The 19,685-nt window shown below is 53.9% G+C and carries 16 protein-coding genes; 10 read left to right on the plus strand and 6 right to left on the minus strand.

Going from position 1 to position 19,685, the window contains the following annotated elements; translation table 11 throughout:
- The first annotated feature begins 122 nt into the window (after positions 1-122).
- The 3 genes from ACY1JZ_RS07845 to ACY1JZ_RS07855 all read left to right on the plus strand — a co-directional run bounded on the left by ACY1JZ_RS07845 (position 123) and on the right by ACY1JZ_RS07855 (position 2,462).
- Positions 123-509: a MarR family transcriptional regulator gene (locus ACY1JZ_RS07845; RefSeq protein WP_270172619.1), complete on the plus strand. Its 387-nt coding sequence runs from the start codon at positions 123-125 to the stop codon at positions 507-509.
- 14 nt (positions 510-523) lie between these two features.
- Positions 524-1,531: an LLM class flavin-dependent oxidoreductase gene (locus tag ACY1JZ_RS07850; RefSeq protein WP_462628761.1), complete on the plus strand. Its 1,008-nt coding sequence runs from the start codon at positions 524-526 to the stop codon at positions 1,529-1,531.
- Between the two features lie 226 nt (positions 1,532-1,757).
- Complete coding sequence (locus tag ACY1JZ_RS07855; RefSeq protein ID WP_462629056.1) at positions 1,758-2,462, plus strand: DNA alkylation repair protein; 705 nt, start codon at positions 1,758-1,760, stop codon at positions 2,460-2,462.
- A gap of 129 nt (positions 2,463-2,591) precedes the next feature.
- Here the strand turns inward: ACY1JZ_RS07855 and ACY1JZ_RS07860 are convergent, their stop codons facing one another.
- Together ACY1JZ_RS07860 and ACY1JZ_RS07865 are read right to left on the minus strand one after the other, a co-directional pair.
- A complete protein-coding gene (locus tag ACY1JZ_RS07860; protein ID WP_462628762.1) occupies positions 2,592-3,152 on the minus strand; it encodes a methylated-DNA--[protein]-cysteine S-methyltransferase in 561 nt (186 codons plus the stop codon).
- Between the two features lie 102 nt (positions 3,153-3,254).
- Positions 3,255-3,902 (minus strand): bifunctional transcriptional activator/DNA repair enzyme AdaA, encoded by a 648-nt coding sequence (locus ACY1JZ_RS07865; protein ID WP_462628763.1) that lies wholly within the window; start codon positions 3,900-3,902, stop codon positions 3,255-3,257.
- A gap of 295 nt (positions 3,903-4,197) precedes the next feature.
- Between ACY1JZ_RS07865 and ACY1JZ_RS07870 the strand changes: the two genes are divergently transcribed.
- A complete protein-coding gene (locus tag ACY1JZ_RS07870; RefSeq protein ID WP_462628764.1) occupies positions 4,198-4,719 on the plus strand; it encodes a tubby C-terminal domain-like protein in 522 nt (173 codons plus the stop codon).
- A 461-nt stretch (positions 4,720-5,180) separates the two neighbouring features.
- Here the strand turns inward: ACY1JZ_RS07870 and ACY1JZ_RS07875 are convergent, their stop codons facing one another.
- Complete coding sequence (locus tag ACY1JZ_RS07875) at positions 5,181-6,161, minus strand: glycoside hydrolase family 43 protein (protein WP_462628765.1); 981 nt, start codon at positions 6,159-6,161, stop codon at positions 5,181-5,183.
- A gap of 298 nt (positions 6,162-6,459) precedes the next feature.
- On the opposite strand from ACY1JZ_RS07875, the gene ACY1JZ_RS07880 reads away from it, so the two are divergent.
- The 3 genes from ACY1JZ_RS07880 to ACY1JZ_RS07890 are packed head-to-tail and all read left to right on the plus strand — an operon-like array spanning position 6,460 to position 11,741.
- Positions 6,460-9,663, plus strand: coding sequence for an efflux RND transporter permease subunit (locus tag ACY1JZ_RS07880; protein WP_462628766.1), 3,204 nt, complete (start codon positions 6,460-6,462; stop codon positions 9,661-9,663).
- Positions 9,664-9,703: 40 nt separating this feature from the next.
- On the plus strand, positions 9,704-10,384 hold the full coding sequence (locus ACY1JZ_RS07885) for a response regulator transcription factor (RefSeq protein ID WP_462629057.1): 681 nt from the start codon (positions 9,704-9,706) through the stop codon (positions 10,382-10,384).
- 10 nt (positions 10,385-10,394) lie between these two features.
- A complete protein-coding gene (locus tag ACY1JZ_RS07890) occupies positions 10,395-11,741 on the plus strand; it encodes a sensor histidine kinase (protein ID WP_500862384.1) in 1,347 nt (448 codons plus the stop codon).
- A 110-nt stretch (positions 11,742-11,851) separates the two neighbouring features.
- On the opposite strand, the gene ACY1JZ_RS07895 is transcribed toward ACY1JZ_RS07890, so the two are convergent.
- Complete coding sequence (locus ACY1JZ_RS07895; RefSeq protein WP_462628768.1) at positions 11,852-14,074, minus strand: heavy metal translocating P-type ATPase; 2,223 nt, start codon at positions 14,072-14,074, stop codon at positions 11,852-11,854.
- A 599-nt stretch (positions 14,075-14,673) separates the two neighbouring features.
- On the opposite strand from ACY1JZ_RS07895, the gene ACY1JZ_RS07900 reads away from it, so the two are divergent.
- From ACY1JZ_RS07900 to ACY1JZ_RS07910, 3 genes are all read left to right on the plus strand, one after another.
- The gene (locus ACY1JZ_RS07900; RefSeq protein ID WP_462628769.1) at positions 14,674-15,351 is read left to right on the plus strand and encodes a DsbA family protein; all 678 of its coding nucleotides are present in this window, start codon (positions 14,674-14,676) and stop codon (positions 15,349-15,351) included.
- 21 nt (positions 15,352-15,372) lie between these two features.
- The gene (locus tag ACY1JZ_RS07905) at positions 15,373-15,780 is read left to right on the plus strand and encodes a disulfide oxidoreductase (protein WP_462628770.1); all 408 of its coding nucleotides are present in this window, start codon (positions 15,373-15,375) and stop codon (positions 15,778-15,780) included.
- A 291-nt stretch (positions 15,781-16,071) separates the two neighbouring features.
- Positions 16,072-17,358, plus strand: a complete 1,287-nt coding sequence (locus ACY1JZ_RS07910) for a CopD family protein (RefSeq protein WP_462628771.1) — start codon at positions 16,072-16,074, stop codon at positions 17,356-17,358.
- Between the two features lie 144 nt (positions 17,359-17,502).
- On the opposite strand, the gene ACY1JZ_RS07915 is transcribed toward ACY1JZ_RS07910, so the two are convergent.
- Positions 17,503-18,006 carry a FixH family protein gene (locus ACY1JZ_RS07915; protein ID WP_462628772.1) on the minus strand — a complete coding sequence of 168 codons (504 nt, stop codon included), beginning with the start codon at positions 18,004-18,006 and terminating at the stop codon, positions 17,503-17,505.
- Between the two features lie 16 nt (positions 18,007-18,022).
- Positions 18,023-19,441 carry a PepSY-associated TM helix domain-containing protein gene (locus tag ACY1JZ_RS07920; RefSeq protein ID WP_462628773.1) on the minus strand — a complete coding sequence of 473 codons (1,419 nt, stop codon included), beginning with the start codon at positions 19,439-19,441 and terminating at the stop codon, positions 18,023-18,025.
- Positions 19,442-19,685: the final 244 nt, after the last annotated feature.

A 19,685-nucleotide genomic window follows, 5' to 3' on the forward strand; every position in this document is an offset into this window, starting at 1 on the left:
TGCATTGCAGGTGCAGAACAACTATAATACTTGATATATCAACAATTGATGCATCAACTAAATGAGGTGAGCATATCGAACCTGTATGCACAGATCGCGAGAGGCTGCTGTACCGCTTGCATGTGCTTGTGAAGGAGATGGGTCAGGCTTTTACCGCCTCGGTCAGCACGAGCTGTACGAAGCTGGAGATTTTGCATGCTATCGAGCGACGCAAAGAGCTGAGCCAGTTGGAGCTGCAGCAGCAGCTCGGGCTGGATGCGGCGGCTATCACCCGTCATCTGCAGCAGTTGAAGCAGCAGCAATTGATTGCAAGCCGCAAGCCTGAGCAGGATAAGCGTGTGACGCTGATTTCCTTGACGGACAGCGGCAAGGCGGAGCTTATGGAGCTGGAAGCGAAGCGAAGGCAATGCCTGGAGGAGATGACCCGTGATTTCTCAGATCATGAAATCGCGGCGATGACAGCGTATATGAACCGGATTGCCAGTAATGTTGCCAGAATGATTGAATAGGAGGCTGATGTAAGATGGCAAATCATCAAGTGAAATTATCGGTGCTCGACCTTGCGCCTGTATTAGATGGGGGGACACCTGCCCAGTCGTTTCGCAATACGGTCGATCTGGCACAGCATGTGGAGCAGTGGGGCTATAACCGCTACTGGCTGGCAGAGCACCATAACATGACGGGCGTCGCCAGCTCGGCGACCTCGGTTATTATCGGTCATGTCGCTGCGCATACTCAGACCATTCGGGTCGGATCGGGCGGCATCATGCTGCCGAACCATGCACCGCTCATGATCGCCGAGCAATTCGGCACATTGGAGTCGCTGTTCCCGGGACGGATTGATCTTGGGCTTGGGCGCGCGCCTGGCACAGATCAGCCAGCGATGAGAGCGCTGCGGCGCGGCCTTCATAGCGACGGCAATGACTTTCCCGAACAGCTTCACGAGCTGCGCTCGTATCTGAATCCGGCGATGGGAGGCGGTGTTCCCGGTGTGCGCGCCGTTCCGGGGGAGGGGCTGAACATTCCAATCTGGCTGCTTGGCTCCAGTGGCTTCAGTGCCCAGTTGGCGGGTCAGCTCGGCTTGCCGTTTGCGTTCGCGAGTCATTTTGCCCCGGATTATCTGTTGCAGGCACTGGAGCTGTATCATCGCCATTTTCAGCCATCGGCTGTCCTGGAGAAGCCTTACGTCATGATTGGGGTCAATGCGGTCGTTGCTGGAACGGACGAGGAGGCCCGGAGGCTGGCGACCTCGCAGGAGCAGCAGTTCCTGAGCCTGATTCGTGGTGAACGGGGCGGACTAAAGCCGCCGGTAGATACGATGGATGGGCGGTGGACAGCCCAGGAGCAGCTTCTGGTCTATGGCAAGATGCTGAAATATTCGGCTGTCGGCAGCCCGGATACCGTCAAGCGCAAGCTCGATACGATCATTGAAGAGACGCGAACGGATGAGTTGATTGTGGCGGGTCAAATCTATGACCATCAGGCGCGTCTGCATTCGTATGAGCTGCTGGCGCAGATCATGGGGGAGTAGATACGAAGGCAATAAGGCATTAAGGCAAGAAGGTGAGAAGGCAACGGCTTCACCCGCGGCTTCGGCTGATGGGGTAACGCGATCTTGCTGTTTCATTCCTGGAGCATGGGCAGGCTCCCGTCGCTGCGGTATCATTAGACTAAAGACCGCTGAGCCAACTGCATGAGTGGCAAGGATGTTGCGGCAGGGATAGATACTCATGAAGGCAAAAGGAGCGACGGCAAAGATGGAGCAGCAGATCAGAACCAAGCTGCAGGAGCTTGCAGAGGAGTCATACCGGGCATTTGCTTCGGCATTAATTCCTGAGGTTGGCCCGATGATGGGGGTACGTCTGCCTCATCTGCGGGCGTTGGCCAAGCAGATCGCTCGCGGCGACTGGGCCGCTTATCTGGCCACCGCTGATGGAGAATGGTTTGAGGAAGTCATGCTGCAGGGCATGGTGATCGGGTATATACGGGCAGATGTGGAGGAGGTTCTGCAGCAGGTCGCTGCATTCGTGCCGCGCATCGATAATTGGTCGGTATGTGACAGCTTCTGCTCGGGGTTGAAGATCACGGCCTCACACCGTCCGCGCATCTGGCAGTTCTTGCAGCCGTACCTGCGGGGGGCACAGGAGTATGAGCTGCGCTTCGGTGTGGTGATGCTGCTGAACTACTATGTAGATGAAGAATATATCGAACAGGTGCTGGCGCTGCTAGATCAGATACGGCATGATGGCTACTACGTCAAGATGGCAGTAGCTTGGGCGGTATCGGTCTGTTTCGCGAGGCTGCCCGAGCGGACGATGGCCTATCTCCAGCACTGCTCACTGGATCAGGCGACATACAGCAAGGCGCTGCAAAAAATAGTCGAATCGCGCCGCGTCAGCGCTAACGATAAGGAGGCCATCCGCGCTATGCGGAGCGCGGCTCGAAGCCTGGGGAACGCCTGATGACCATAACCGCACTGCTGCCTGCCTAATGTCGAAGTCAGGTTTAGACATTAGGCAGGCAGCAGTAGTGCTGGTTAACGTTGTCGCAGGACAATAGCCGAGGAATGCAGGGCTCTGGCGCTGTTAGCGTCAGCGTATCTCAACGGAGGCAGAAGCAGCCACCGTAGCTGTTAGCGGGCGGCCCGACTCCATTGCTAGCAGCCGACTCTTCATGTCCAAGCCGCCGCGATAGCCGGTCAGCGTGCCATTCTTGCCGACGACTCGATGGCAGGGAATAGCGATGAGTACCGGGTTAGCGCCGATCGCAGCTCCGACTGCCCGCACAGCCGCTGGCTTGCCGATTGCCCGGGCAATATCCGAATACGATCGGGTCTCTCCATAAGGAATTGCGCGGAGCGCCTGCCAGACACTCTCCTGAAAGGACGTCCCCCGGCAGGCAAGCGGCAGGGCGAAGTGTTCTGGCTTGCCTAGCAGGAAAGCTGCGAGCTCTGCTGCATAGGGCTGGAGCCGGCTGTCATTGCGCGCCAGCGCATGCCGAGGATAACGTGCAGAGGCCCAGTCGGTCAGCTCGGTGTACGGCTGACCCTGTGCGCCGACAAAGCATAGGCCCTCCTCCGTTGCTGCCAGATGCAGCCTCCAGTCCTCAGTCTCCAGCACAGACCAGTACAGGATTGGGGTTGGGACAGACATGATTCATTCTCCTCTCCGTGCAGAGCGGCTTCTGCCGATTCTGCTTGTGTAATTCTGTTCCATGAGTTCTATCGCATGACCGGCCTATTACGGCCGAACGGGCTAAGCGTGCGGCTGCTGTTGTTGATGCAACTGCCGATAGGCGTTCGGAGTATGGCCGGTTTTTTTCTTGAATAGTGTAATGAAATAAGAGGTGTTGGTCATGCCGACCGCTCGGCCCACTTCGGCTATGCTTAGCGGCGAGCGTGCGAGCAGTGATTTGGCCTCATTGATTCGCAAGCTATGAATATAGTCCAGGGGCGTGACCCCCTTGATTCGTTTGAAGGTGCGATGTAGATGATAGGGGGTTCCATGGCTCAACTGTGCTAGCTCCTCTAGCGAAAGCGGGGCGCGATAATATTGTTCTGCATAGCGAGCGATAGCGGCAACCCATTCCTCATCGGGCCATCGTTCAAGAGTAGGTCGGCATCGCTTGCAGGGGCGATACTGGGCGGCCAACGCTTCCTGCGACGAATGAAACCAGCCGATATTCTCCCGATTGGGTACCCTGGATTTGCAGGAAGGACGGCAAAAAATGCCTGTCGTCTTCACAGCATAGAAGAAACGACCATCATAGGACGAATCATTATCCCGAACCGCTCGCCATTGCTCCTCCGTCAGTGGCCTAGGGAGCTGCTGCTCCTGCTGTACGCGGTCGCTCCCATCCGCCTGCCGGCGATCTGATGTCTCTAGAATCAACTCATCCTTCATACTTGATCCCCCCTCCTCCTAAGTATACCCTGAAATAACGTCGGATGGACAACAGGAGCAATGGAAGCGCAAGATAACGAAATGATATTATGCAATTTTGTTTATAGTTGATAAATTTTGGGTGATTAAATATGATAGTAGATGAGGGGGAATTGGATTGAAGAAGACTTGGTTGGCGGTTCTTCTGTCTGTGCTTATGTATTCCATTGTTAATTCTTTTCATTTATTCAGTAAGGGACAGGTTGTCTAAGTATCCCAAGTCGGCTTGTTATCTCTATTATTCGAGGTATATGATATGAAGTATACGATTCGGTTTCCTTTTTTTAAAAATAGCAGAGCTATATGCGACATAAAGGATGAGACGGGGGAGATCGTTGGTTATATACAGCGCTATCATGCCAATTGGAAACAACGTGCAATTAATTTGATCTTCGATAACTTCGTAAATAATGTAAAAGTGTATGGTAGCGACAAACAATTGGTTCTGCATGTAGTTGAGGTGAACAACTTCAAAACGTTGATCGTTGAGCGCTGGAGAATACTCATAGGGGATCATGAGCACAAAATGGAAAGCAAAACTAAAATTAAAACGAACCCTCAATTTCTATATACCAAAAATGATGAGCAAGTTTGGATCAAAAAAGATTTTGCTGACCGGATTGTTCGCTTCTCGATACATAATAAAAAAATTGCTGAAGCGATACCGGCGGGATTAATGCCGCCTCAATCCAATCTAGTTACTTTTGATATTTTCGATTCGACACTTGATATTTCTGAAGTTGCCGCGCTGTATTTTATATTAGCATTGAAAAATTAGTGCGTGTATGCAAACCCGCATAATGGCATCTATCCCCGGCTTTACGCCCCCTGCTGCGTTGCTTTTCGCAGGCGTACCCCGGTACGCCTGCAAAAAAAGCGCCTGGCATGGAACGAAAATTCGGCACCATCCGCCCCCTGCGGAGCTTGCATACATACCCTAGTCATGTAACGGCCGTAGCCCTGAATTCCATCGAATTCAGGGCTACGGCTGTATTTCTCACATTCTAATATTGTTCTCTCTACAGATACAGAGCTATCTAGGTCGTGTCTGAACACCCGTTCAAGGGCATCTCTCCCCGCCTTTTCGCCCCATGCTGCGTTGCTTTTTCTTGACGTACCCCCGGTACGCCTGCGAAAAAGCGCCTTGCCTGGAACGAAAATTCGGCCAGATCTGTTCCGTTCAGAGTTTTCAGACACGCCCTAGAGAGGAGCATATCAGCTTGCTACCATTAGGTTGCTCTAGGACGGATAAGGAATCATCTGAATGGTGCCGTCCTCGTTGTAATGCAGCTCGGTAAATTTGACAGAGCGTTTATTGTTGGCGCCGCCAGAGAGCGAGCTGTCATGATAGAACAGATACCATTTGCCTTGGAATTCTACGATCGAATGATGCGTCGTCCAGCCGAGCACCGGCGTCAGGATGACACCGCGATAGGTGAACGGGCCAAGCGGATTGTCGCTGGTCGCGTACACAATCTGATGCGTTGAGCCGGTCGAATAAGACAAGTAGTAGGTTCCGTTATATTTGTGCATCCACGGCCCTTCAAAGTAACGGCGCTCCTCATCGCCAGCGGTCAGCGGCTGGCCGTTCTCGTCAAGGATCGAGATTTCCAATGCATCGTGCTGGAAGGAGAGCATGTCCTCGCTCAGCTTGGCTACACGAGGGCCAATCGCTGGAGCCGATGGCTCTGGCCCCTCTGCGTCCTCGACGAAAGTGCCCGTCTGCCACTTCTCCAATTGTCCGCCCCACAGTCCGCCGAAGTAGATATAAGCCTGATCGTCCTCATCAATGAAGACAGCCGGGTCGATGCTGAAGCTGCCCGGAATGTAGTTCGGCTCAGGAGTGAACGGCCCTGATGGCGAAGGGCTTGTCGCTACGCCGAGTCTGAAGATTCCTTCCTTGTCCCTGGCAGGGAAGAACAGATAGTACGTATTATTGCGGTAGGCTGCATCAGGCGCCCATAGCTGTTGCTTCGCCCAAGGAATATCGCGCAGATGAAGCGCTTCCCCATGATCGACGCAAGGCGCATCAAGGCTGTCAAGGGACAGTACATGATAGTCTTCCATATCATACTGGTCACCATTATCATTGGATACGTTCTCATGATCAAGATCGTGAGAAGGGTAGATGTATAGCTTGCCCTCAAATACATGAGCGGACGGGTCAGCAGTGTAGATATGCTTGACGAGCGGCTCATTTGGTTTTACCGGTTCATTCATGTCCAATCCTCCGTATCGTAATCTATTCTGGTTGCAGACGCATAACTCTATTGTATCAAAAATACAGTTGGTGTCGAACCTGATAAAGTATAGATGTTCACGTAAAAAGCTTATATTTTCAGCAGCTTAAGCTCAATGATGAACTGACCATATGTCAGATGAGTGGCTCCATTAATCGTCAGTAATCACGGCGGGCAGAATCCGGCCTGTATCCGACGTTTTTAGCGCCGTACAAATTGTGTACAAAAACAGCCTGTATAATTCAATTCAGACACAGATTAGAAAGGTGAGGTTACAGATGAGCTGGATGACAAAATTCAGTCTGAAAAATGGAACAGCGGTTGTCATTCTATGTATGCTGGTTATGGGTTACGGTTTGTTTGCTGCAACACAGATCAAGCAGCAGACCTTCCCGGATCTCGAATTTCCCGCGGTGTTCATTCAGGTCGCTCAGCCGGGAGCGTCGACCGAAGAGATTGAAGCTGCGGTTACCGGGCCGATCGAGGCTAGTCTGCAGTCCGTAAAGGGCTATGAGTCGTTAACTAGCACGACCTCGGAGAACATGGCAAGTATTATTATTCAATACCCGTTCGGCTCGGATATGGACGAGCTATCGGCAAAGATCGAGTCAGCCGTCAACAAGGTGGACTTGCCGGACAACGCGACAGTGAGCTTTCTTAGGCAGTCTGCGAATTCGCAGCCGATCTACCAAGCAGCCATCTTCTCTGCGACAGAGGATGCTCAAGCATTGCAAACCAGACTGGAGGAGGTCATTGCGCCGGAGCTGGAAAAGCTCGATGGCGTCTACTCGGTGCGGCTCAAGGGGATCGCCTCTGAGCATCTGGAGATTGTTGTCGACAAGGAAAAGGCTGCGCAAGCTGGTATTTCTCTCAGCTCGATCAAGAGTGCGCTGCAAGCGGCCGACTATGCTCTGCCGCTGGGGGCTGTCTCACAAGATGACGTCACCATCCCGATTCGCCTGACCGGCAAGCTGCAATCCCTGGAGCAGGTGGAGCAGCTTAAGCTCGGAGCAGCCGCCTCGCCGAGTGCAAGCACCAGTGGCTCGGGGCAGCAGCCTCCGGGAGGTTCTGCCGCAGGGACTGCTTCAGGGGCTGGTGCAGGGGGGACATCGCCTTCTTCGATGGCCCAAGGCCAGCTTCCGGCGGGAGGTGCTGCGTCAGCGGGAGCGGAGGCGTCAGCGGCTGGAAGCCAGCCGCTCGTGCTGTCCGACATCGCCGAGATTCGCACTTCGACCTCCAGCGACGAGCTTGTTCGCTTCAATGGCGAGCCGAGCTATGTGGTGGAGGTGGTGAAGGAGCAGGATGCGAACACGGCGGATGTCGCCGATGCCGTTAAGGAGGCGCTGGCTGCCTACGAGCAGAGCGGAGAGCTGAATGTGCATGTCATTACCGATCTGGGTAAGGAAATCAACAAGTCGGTAGATGGACTGGTGAAGGAAGGACTATACGGAGCGCTGTTCTGTGTGCTCATCATTTTCCTGTTTTTGCGCAATGTAAGAGCCACCTTGATCTCGATTCTTTCCCTGCCAATTTCCATCTTTGCGACGATCGCAGTGCTGAACCAGATGGATTATACACTCAATATTATGACATTGGGCGGGATTGCGGTATCGATCGGACGAATTGTGGATGACAGCATTGTGGTAATCGAAAATATATTCAGATGGCGCCAGGAAAAGGGTAACCAGCTCAAGGGCAAGGCGCTTGCCTATCAGGCTACGAAGGAAGTAATTGGCCCTGTCGCTTCCTCCACTATTGCTACTGTAGTCGTGTTTGCACCGCTTGCTTTCGTGGGTGGCATTATCGGAGAATTTTTCCGGCCGTTCTCAATTGCGGTCGTCATTTCCATTGTCACCTCCTTGCTCGTCGCGATTATGCTGATTCCAGTGCTTGGCAGTCGGTACTTCCGCAATGTCAAGGCGCATAAAGAGCCGAGCTGGCTGGCAGATCGGTTTGAGCGCATCATTCGTGGCGCATTGAAGCGCAAGAAGACTGTGCTTGCAGCGGCGGTTGCGCTGCTGATTGGCTCGCTAAGTCTGATCCCGGCGCTCGGCATCGTCTTCTTTCCGGCAAGCGCTACTCCCAATGCAACAATCGAGCTTGTCTTGCCCGCCCAGAGCAGCCTGGAGCAGACGGATAACGTCACTGCGAAGATTGAACACTATGTGCAGGAGCTGACCGGTCTGGAGAGCTATCAGGCGTCTGTCGGGAGCAGTGGAGCAAGACCGATCCTCTCCGCGGGCGGCAAGAACAAGGCGACGGTGAACGTGCAGTTCGCTGAAGGAACAGATATGAAGCACGTCGTGGAGCAATTGAATGCAGAGCTGCCAGACGTAGCCGCTGCCGCGGTGCCGGACACAGCCGTCCAGGTTAAGGAGGGCGAGCAGCAAGGCCCACCGACCGGCAATACCATCGAGGTGAATTTGTACTCGTCTAATGTGGAGAGTCTGGCGGAAGCCTCGAAGCAGGTCGAGGCGCTCTTGAAGCAAAACGGCGATGTGAAGGATATTGCCAACAATATGAATGAAGTGACTCCAAAATGGGGGATCGAGCTGAATCAGGAGGGGATCGATCTGAACGTCAGCCCTTATCTGGTGATGCAGACCGTCGGCGAGCGCCTGCGTCCTGTGGATGCAGGAACCTACACGCTGGACAACAAATCCAGAAGCATAACCGTATCCTACAAGCAGGACATCGTGTCCCGGGAGCAATTGGAGAGCATACCGATTGCGACACAGGGGGGAATCAGACAACTGAAAGAAATAGCGGACATTACGGAAGAGAATGCCTGGATTACAGTCAATCATGATGATGGACGGATGTATGCCAAGGTCAGCGCTACGGTAAAAAATGAGGACGAGGTGTCAGCGGTAACAAAGCGCGTTGAAGCCGATCTGAATAGCCTCGTATTTCCAGAGGGCGTCGAAGCCAATGTCGGAGGCGGACTGGAGATGATTAGTGAAGGCTTTGTGAACATAGGCATAGCTATGGGAGCCGCAGTAGGACTCGTATTTTTGGTCATGAGCATCACCTTCGGCGGACTAAGGACACCACTGATCATCATGTCCTCGCTTGTGTTCATTCCGGTTGGAGCGCTCGGTGCGCTGCTGATTGCGGGACAACCGCTCTCGATGAGCGGCATGATCGGAATGCTGATGCTCGTTGGCATCGTCGTGACCAATGCCGTCGTCCTGCTGGATCGGGTCGAGAACAATCGCGCATCCGGCATGGGCCTGACCGAAGCTATCGTTGAAGCGTCGAAGACGCGACTGCGCCCGATCTTGATGACCGCATGTGCAACGATGCTGGCGCTAGTCCCCTTGGCTTTATCCGGCTCCACTACGAGCCTCATCTCGGGCGGATTGGCCATTACAGTAATCGGCGGCTTGTTCAGCTCTACGATGCTGACTCTGATTGTTGTACCGGTCATTTATCATCTCGCATGGAGCCGACACGATGTACAGGAACAAGAACAGTGGTAATTAAGAACGTGATCCAGTGGATAGAAGGGAGGGAGCGCACCTGACGACAGTAATGGTCGTAGACGATGAAGCGCATATTCGGGAGTTGGTCAAGCTATACCTTGAGGATGAAGGGATGCAGGTTGTCGAGAAGGCCAATGGCGAGGAGGCCTGGGCGTATTGCCAGAGCTATCCGGTTGATCTTGTCGTGCTGGATGTGATGATGCCGCGCATGGACGGCTGGGAGCTATGCCGCCGTCTCCGCGAGTCCGGTGACAAGCCGATATTGATGATGACGGCCAAGGGGGAGCCGTTTGACCGCATCAAGGGCTTTCAGCTTGGTACAGATGATTATTTGGTCAAGCCGTTTGAACCGATGGAGCTGGTGCTGCGGGTAAAGGCGCTGCTCAAGCGCTATCTCATCTCGATCTCCGAGCTGGTGATGCTGGGCGGCATTACCCTGGACAAAACGAGCTATCTCGTGCGATATAAGGACGGACGCAGTGAATCGATTCCGCTCAAGGAGTTCGAGCTGCTGCTCATGCTGGCAAGTCATCCGGGAACATTGTTCACACGCAACAGGCTGATTGAGCAAATATGGGGCTACGAATATGATGGTGACGAGCGAACGGTAGACACCCATGTCAAGCGCTTGAGAGACCGGTTCGAGGCGTATGAGAACGAATTCCGCATCGTAACTCTTCGGGGGCTGGGCTACCGTCTGGAGGTGTATCGCGATTAAATCGCTGTACATTCGGATACTGTGCGCCTTTCTCGGCTCAACGGTAATCAGCATTATTTTGAGCTTTTTTGTATACGGACAGTTGTACAGCGGACAGTTGAGAAACTATATGCTAGATAACATGATTGCTAATGGGAAAACGATTGTGCAGTCTTACAAGCAGGCTACGCCCTCCAATCGCGAGGATCTGGTTCAAGGCTTGACCGCTTTTCCGATTTATTCGTACCGGTTGTATGACAAGGAAGGCAGAACGTTACACAGCCCGGCTGGAGTTGAGGGCAAGACGGCCTACGAGATTGAATCGGGGGCGCTGCTTCAGGTCATCAAGGGGGCGGTATACCGCAATGAGGAAAGGCATGGCTTCGGGCATATGATGGTGGGGTTGCCGTTTATAGTTGAAGGACAGCCCTATGCGCTGTTTGTTGAAGCAGACTTCGGGGAATTCAAGCAGTTTTTGTCCCAGTTGTTTCGCAACCAGTTGTTTATTGTCATGCTGTTCGGAAGTCTGTTTATTTTAATCTCAGCCCGTTATATTGTACGGCCGATCCAGAAGCTGACCAGAGCTACCCGCAAGATGGCCAAAGGCGAGTTCGATCTGCGTCTGAGCACGCGGCGCAAGGATGAGATCGGACAATTGACGGAGAGCTTCAACCACATGGCTCACGAGCTGGGCATGCTGGAGAGATCAAGAAGACAGTTCGTCTCAGATGTTTCTCATGAGCTGCAGTCTCCGTTGACCTCCATTCAAGGCTTTACTCAAGCATTGAAGCATAAAAAGCTGGATGAAGAGAGCCGGCTCCGGCTGCTCGATATTATTGAACAGGAGAGCAAGCGGCTGTCGCGGCTGACCGAGGATTTGCTGCAGCTATCCTCGCTCGATTACGAGCAGACGGTGAACCATCCCGTTACCTATCGGCTGGATGAGCAGATTCGCAACATCATCATTGCGCTGGAGCCGCAGTGGGCTGCCAAGCAGCTTGAGCTGCAACTGGACTTGCCGGAGCTGGTCATCACGGCAGATGAGGGGAAGCTTATTCATCTATGGATGAATCTGCTGACGAACAGTATCAAATTCACCGGCTATCACGGCTCCATTCACATTAGCGGGCGCCAAAATGATGAATGGCTTGAGATTGAGATTACAGACAACGGTCAGAGCATGCCGGAGGACGAGCTGGAGAACATCTTCCAGCCATTCTACAAGGTGGACAAACAAAGAGACCGGACGGTGGGGGGCAACGGCATCGGCCTATCAATTGTGAAGCGGATTATTGCGCTCCACAACGGCAAAATCCGGGTTGTCAGCAAGCTGGGCGAGGGCACGACGATGCGGGTATTGCTGCCCGCATCGCCATAAGGTCGCAGCCTGTCTCCGCCCGAAGAGGACGTCTGCAGCATGTTGCGTGGCAATCTACAGTGGGAGACATCGTCGGCAGATGTATTGAAGCCGACGATGTCTCTTATGCATTATGCAATCTCTTTCTCTACCTTTGGGGACGAGTCGCCACCCTGGCGACGCTGTATCAGAATGGTGAGGCTGACCAATGTGACGAAGACTGTCGCGCCCATGTCGGACAGAATCGCAATCCAGAGTGTGAGCCAGCCGGGGATGGTCAGCAACAGTGCGATCGCCTTCAGACCGATCGAGACGGTAATATTGAAGCGGATGATCCGATTGACCTGCTTGGCGACAGAGACCGCCTCGGGCAGCTTGCCGAGATGATCCTGCATCAGCACGATGTCCGCCGTCTCGATGGCGCTGTCTGTACCCTTGCCCATAGCGATGCCGAGGCTTGCCGAGGCGAGTGCAGGAGCGTCATTAATGCCGTCGCCGATCATGCCGACTGTGCCTTGTTGGGAGAGGGAGCGGATCTGGCTCACCTTATCCTCTGGCAGCAATCCGCCGTAATATTCGGAGACGCCGACTGCAGCCGCGACCTTGGCGGCCGTCTGCTGATGGTCCCCCGTCAGCATGACGGTGCGGCGGATACCCAGCTTGTGTAGTGCCTGGATGACCTCGCGGCTCTCCTCGCGAATCTCGTCAGCGATGCCGAATACGCCGAGCACCTGCTGCTCATCGGCTACGAGCACGAGTGTCAGGCCCTCGCTCTTCAAGCGGCTAATCCGTCCGCTGACCGCATCCGTCATATGGATATGGCGAATACTGTTCTCATTGCCGAGCCAGTAGCTGCGACCTTCGATGCGAGCCCTGATGCCGCTGCCTGCCAAGGTTTCGATCTCCTCCGGCTCGGGGATCGAGATGCCGCGCCGCTCTACCTCCTTCATAATAGCCTTCGCCAATGGATGAGAGGATGACCTCTCGATCGCGCCCGCGACCCGGAAGAAGCGCTGCTCGTCGTAAGCCTCGAGCTCAGCGACATGCGGCTCGCCCTTGGTCAATGTGCCCGTCTTGTCGAAGGCCAGCGCATCCAGCTTGCCAAGCTGCTCCAGAAATACGCCGCCCTTGACCAGTATGCCATTACGGGCGGCCCGGGTAATGCCGGATACAATCGCAATCGGTGAAGACAAGATAAGCGCACACGGACAGCCAACAATCAGGACGGATAATCCTTGGTACAGCCAGCTCATCCATTCTCCGCCCAGAAGCAGCGGCGGCACGATGGTCACGAGCACAGCGATAGCCATAATAATGGGGGTGTAATATTTGGCGAACCGATTAATGAACAGCTCGGTTGGCGTCTTCGTCTCCTGAGCCTCTTGAACGAGATGGAGAATCTTCGCCAGCGATGAGTCCTGATAAGCCTTCTCGATCTGGACAAGCAACAGCCCTTCGTTGTTGATGCTCCCGCCGAATACCGATGCGCCCGGCTCTTTCTCGACCGGCAGTGATTCCCCGGTAATGGCGGCTTCATTCACGGAGCTGCGCCCTTCGGTAATGATGCCATCGGATGGAATCTTGGCCCCTGGCTTGATGCGAACCAGATCGCCAGCCTGCAGGGAGGCAATAGGAACGACCCTCTCCTTCCCATTCTCCAGCTTGAGCGCTTCCTTCGGGGCAACCTCCAGCAGCGCCTCCATCGAGCGGCGTGCCTTCTCCATGCCGTAGCCCTCCAGCAGCTCGTTAAGTCCGAACAGGATGGCGACGAGTGTGGCTTCCTTCCATTCGCCGATAGCGACGGCTCCGATGAGTGCAATCGTCATCAGCGTATCGATGTTGAATTTGAGCTTGAGCAGATTTTTCAGGCCGCGCAGAAAAGTGGTGTACCCACTAATAATCGTTGCTGCCAGATAGAGCAAAATGAGCGCCTGCGGCTTCACAGTGCCATCCAGCAGCAGTGCCCCCGCATACAGAATGGCTGAGGTGATCAGCAGCTTCAGCATTTTGCCGTTCGCATCATGACTGTGGTCATGGTCGTGGTCATTATCATGGCTATGACTGTGCCCGCCGTGGCTATGATCATGGTTCGTATGGCTGTGCTTGTGCTCACTGTGATGATGGTCATGATGATTATGACCAGAGCTGCCCGATCGCGATGGATGGACGATATAGGCGCCGTCCGACTTCAGAATCTTCCTGACCGCTGCCATAGAGATGTCCGGATGGACGGTCAATTTCCCGGAATTGTAGCTTAGCTTCGTATCGGAGCCATGCTCCAGCTCCTTGATCTCATCCTCGATACGCTGGGCACAGCCCGCGCAGGATAAGCCTTTTATACGATATTCATTCATAAGAAGACCTTCTTTCGATCAATATATGAATACTTATTCATATGATAAATCTGAAGCACGTCGGTGTCAATCCTATTTTGACCCATCTAACTAAAAATATGAAAAAAATGTCGCTTTTGCCACCGACAATCGTCATCGTGAGGAATCGGCATAATGTTCAGAATTTCGTTACAGTTCGCTGTTCATTTGCTGCCAGGTTCTGATATAATATATTCGTTGTCCCTCCCAGGAGCAGAGGTGGGCTGCATTAAACTACAGTGAGTAGTATAATGAAGTTCAAGACATGTAGCTCAAGCTGCAGCTATCATGGTATGATAAATCATCGGAATGATGATGAGGCATAACGGGCAGCATGCAACAATGCCTCTCTCTTAAAGGTGGAAGCTGCGCGAGATGGTGATGATGCGATTCCGTCCAATGGAGAGCTGGAGGATGGGCGTGTAGCGGTGTGTGGACAGCCGCCATGGCACACAGAGAGTTGAACTTTCTGGGATAAACATGTCGTGTCTTGGAGGAGGATGCGGCGTGAATGTCGAATGAGTAGACAAGTAATAAATTGAAGAAATAGGATACAATTCAAATTAATGAAGAGGTGGAGCATGAGTAACAAGAATAAGAAATCGCGCAGTCTTGTAGTGTATACCTTAATCATTGTTCTGTTGTTTGGAGCGCTGTTTGCGCTGAATACTGTCAGCAAGAATAAGGAAGGCGAGAACAAAACGGTAGCCGAGGCGCCTTCGGTTAGTGGCCAGCCAATCGTTGGCAATCAGGAGGCCAAGGTATCGGTAGTTGAGTTCGGGGATTATAAATGTCCAAGCTGTAAGTCATGGGAGCAGCAAATCTGGCCGCAATTGAAGAAGGATTATGTCGATACGGGCATTGCAACCTATTCATTCATCAATACGCTGTTCCATGGAGAGGAATCTCAGCTTGCGGCGGAGGCGAGTGAAGCTATCTGGAAGAGCAACCCGGAGCAGTTCTGGAATTTCCATACCGCACTATTCGCCAAGCAACCGGATGTGAATCATGATTCGGTGTGGGTGACGGCGGACTCGCTGCTTGAGGTGGCACGCGCGTCGGTGCCGGGTCTGGACGAGGAAGCGTTCAAGCAGCAGAGCAAATCGGACGAGGTGGCTGCAAAAATCGCAGAGGACAATCAATTGGTGACGAAGTTCAACATTCGACAGACACCTACCATTATGGTGAATAATATTGTCATTGCGAATCCGTTCGATTATGAGGCGATCAAGCAGGCGATCGAGCAGGAAGCCAAGTAAAGATCAAAGGGGGCTTGAAGCATGAGAACACTCAGGCAATACAGCTTGTATCTGGCTTGGCTGGTCGCGTTGGTCGCGACTTTTGGAAGTCTGTATTTTAGTGAGATAATGGGCTTCATACCATGCGAATATTGCTGGTACCAACGCATTTTAATGTATCCGCTCAGTATTATTCTTGGCATTGCGGCCTTCTTTGACGAGCATACCGTTCGGAAATACGTGCTGCCGCTTTCGATTATAGGCATGTGCGTATCGACCTTCCATTACATGCTGCAGAAGATTCCCGGCCTGGCGGAGATCAAGCCTTGTACGCAAGGGGTACCGTGCAGCGCCCAGTATATTAACTGGCTTGGGTTCATAACCATTCCGTTTCTGGCGCTGATTGCTTTTACCTTGATTACACTGATTCTCGTTCTGACGAGAAAATAGGCATGCACAAGCTATGCATGAACTAGCTGCCGAGGGATAACCGGCAGCTTTTTTTTGCCAAGAATGACACAGCCGTTTAGGCTTGATATATAAGGATGCATAAGTGCTGCTCGCCGTATATGTGCTTCTATATCTATGCGAAACGAAGCTTAGCCTGTCAAGAACGGCGACAGATGATTTCATATGTAGCTACGGAATGGCTCATAAGAGCTATTTTCATTTCTGTACAGGACAGAGAAAATAGGTACGTGCCGCAGTGCCAAGAATCGTAGGATGGAAGAGGGACAAAGCATGAGAGTGAATGCGAAGGCCGGTTGGCTGGCGCTGGTTATAGGAGCGGTTATCGTCTTGTGGGAGGGACTTGTCCCGACAGGGCAGATGACCGTATGGGCACACAACCATGGGCAGCAGGCGGCTAGCAGCAGTGAATGGGCGCTTGTGCTTGCCGTATGCGGGCGCTTCTTCGAGTTGCTGTCCGTGCTCTTGCTGCTGGGGAGCTCGATATTTCGCTATGCCATATGGCCTGAGGCCGCTGTAACGGGCAACTGGAAGGACTTGAACCGATTGGAGCAGATCGCTTCGATCGCGGTGTTGCTGTCCATTATATGGGTTGGAACGGATAATGGGCTGACTATCGTGAAGGCTGCCATGGCTGCCGGTCTGTTGCTCGCCGTGTGGGGCATCATCCCGCAGACCGCTGCACTGTTCGTGAGGGTGATCGGTGTCTGGGGACTGGCATTCGGATTGAATCTATATGAGGCCGAGCGTCTGTTCACTGTGGAAGGTATCGGATGGCTGCTGCTGATGGGGGTCCATGCCCTGTCCGGCGCGCTCTGGCTAGGCGGGGGGGCTGCGCTCTATACTGCGCTAGCTTCGGAGCCGAAGGGATCGGCATCGCAGGATATGTTGATACGGCGATACATGAAATGGGCGGCGGGAGCGGGCGGAGTGTGGCTTGTGACCGGAATAGCGGATGCTGTGCTCCGACTATCTGGAGGGCTGGAGAAGCCGCTTGGGGCAATACTGCTGTTCAGCCTTGTGCTGTCTGGCACCGTAGCGCTGTTTATGGCTGATGCGTATCGTCGCTGGCGGCGGCAGAGCTCTGCTTCACAAGACAGCGGTTCCTTCCGCTTCGGGCAGAGCCTGCGCTTTGCATTAAGTGTGATGGTGCTGATCCAACTGCTTGCGGCTGTGGTGCAGTTCTCCTCGCAGCCAAAAGGGGTGCTGCAGGAGCCGATTTACTGGCATGTGATGGGCACGGATGCGCATATGTCGCTGCGCATTCGCGATGAAGCCGGCGGGAAGCAGCTCGTGCGCCTCGATGTCTGGCTGCCAGAGGGCAAGGGACGTCCGGCAACGGTGGAGGTGAGGCTTGCACATGGAAGCCAGGCGCTAGCTGTGCCCGTTAGCTTCAAGGAAGGCGGGCCTGACCCGTATGGATTTGAAGGCTTTGACAAATATACGTATGAGGCTGTAGGCGACTATCTGAATGAAGCTGGCGATTGGACATTGAAGGTCAATGTGACCGATGCCGAGCAGCAGGTCTTCCATTATGAGCAACAGGAGATCGTGCCATGAGGAAGCGGAGCATCTGTTGGCACTAGCTGTGCGCTCTAACTCAACTAACCCCAAGGATGTTGATATACAGCATTCTTGGGGTTATTAGCTCAGTAGGGGGCGCACAGGGGATACATCATGTCTCGGAGCGGGTGAAGACAGGAACTAGTGGTCATGATGTCCTGCGGAGGCGGCACCTTCCTCGTGATTGCCGCCAGCCTGCATCGCCTCCAGTTCGGCAAGCCGCTGCACGGCGTCCTTGCCGATCGCGAAGCGCCTCTCCGGCCTCGCCTCCAGTTCCCCAGCGCTTACGGTGCTGCGGATAATATAGATGCCCTCGCCCGACAACTGGTGCGTGGCTGTATATCGACCTTCTCCAGTTGGAACGCCGGGCATCGATTGCCGTAGCGCCTCCTGTCCCTCCGGCCAAAGCTCGAAGGTCACCTGGTCAACTGTTACCGGCTGACCGCTGCGACGGACTGTTATGCTGAACTGGCTAGTACTGTGCGAAGCAAGCTTGTCTGGCAATTGCAGGTCCACTGCCAGATAAGGGCGCAGACCGTGCTCGTCTGTGCCGGCTGTATTAGGGGCGCAAGCGCTGAGCAGCAGCAGGGAGAGCAGGAGCGTCAGCGTCAATGCGAACCGCAATAAGGAATTCATCTGTGTCATCGTTGTCCCTCCTGAATTATGCTGAGAACCAATGCTTGAGCGTCGGGATGCGGCGAATCACGAGCATGTCCAGCGCCAGCACCGCCAGCAGTGAAAGGCCGACTAGGGGCATGAGCACACCACATGCGAGCATAATCAGCAAGACGCCTCGTCTTACCCGTTTCTCCTGCGGGCGGCCTGGAGCACCAAGCTTGCCACTGGGCTTACGCTTGCGCCACATCGTATAGGCACTAACAGACATCAGCATGATGCCGATACATGTAAGGAGTCCGAGCAGTTGATTCGGCCAGCCGAAGAGCTTGCCTTCATGCATTGCGATCCCGAGTGTAATCAACTTGGCCATGAAGCCATAATCCGCAAAGCGGACATCAGTCAGCACGGCGCCACTGTATGGATCAATATGCAGTGTGGCATTGTTGCCGGGTCGAGAATGCGCGGTGGATATGGTGTAGACGCCACGCTCGCCTTGCGGCAGGGAGATGGTATATGGCTTCTGAACCTGCTGTCTGTCGGCAATTTCGGCTACCTCTTGCACCTGCAGCGGGATATAGCCGCCTGCGGCCGATTCGGGAACGGGAAGATTCTCAGTTGCCCATGGCACGTCGTCGGCTATAGCCTTGGTGACAGTGACGGCATCGGGCTTGGTCATAAAGCTGAGTGCATACGGGGGATAGCTTGTATTTGTAGCGTTGGCGAAACGGTCAATCTGCTTGCCGAGCACCCCTGACCAGGGTAGCCCCGAAGCGATGAGCAGAATCATGAATAAGGATAGCCAAAAGGCCGGAACCGCGTGAAGATCGCGCCAAAATTGACGGCTGCCGGGGCGGCTTAGACGGGGCAGCACTGTTCCCCAGATCGAAGCCTTGTTGCGCGGCCACCACAAATAGAGTCCGGTTACAATCAGCAGCAATGCCCAGCAAGCCGCGAGCTCGACCAGACGGTTGGCCCAGGTGCCGCCAATAACGAGCTGGCTATGCATTTTTTTGAAGAAGGCGCTGAAGGTTGAATCATTATTCAACAGGCCAACAATGTTGCCGGTATACGGGTCGGCATACATCGTAGTGGAGACGCCGTTGCGAGCAGCGTTCAGCTTTATCGTCTCCTGCGGTTGATCCGTGTAAGTAATGGAGGATATGGAGGTTCCTGGGTAAGCACGTTCCGTTTTGGCAATGAGCTCGTCGGCGCTCAGAGCTGCCGGGGCGACGGCGCGCACCGTCAGCATATCCTTGTAAAGATAGCCCTCGATCTGTGGCTTGAACAGGTAGACGCCGCCGCTGAAGGCGAGGATCATGAGGAACGGCGCAAAGATGATGCCTGCGTAAAAATGCCACCTCCATACCGCTTGGTACAGCGAGGGCAGAAGCCGAGACGGCGCGATCTGGTGCTTGTCCCGGGACGGCCGGGTGGATGCGGGTGGGGTAACAGTGGCTTTCATGATGTCCTCCTTGTCTATACGAGCAATTTACTTGAGTAATTATATGGGGGCAGCGTTATTTCTTCTATAGCTCTTTGGAGTTAAAAATGTACGGCAGCCATGCTGAAGCGGGTGTCACAGACCGCTGCTTGCTGTGTTGACCTGAGTGTGGCGCAAGCGGCGGCATAGCCATTTGGAGTCATGCCGCTATGGCTTTGCACAAGGTAGAATGGTAGAGAGACTGAATGCTGAGAGGAGTAGGGGA

The sequence above is a fragment of the Paenibacillus sp. J5 genome (assembly GCF_054955055.1).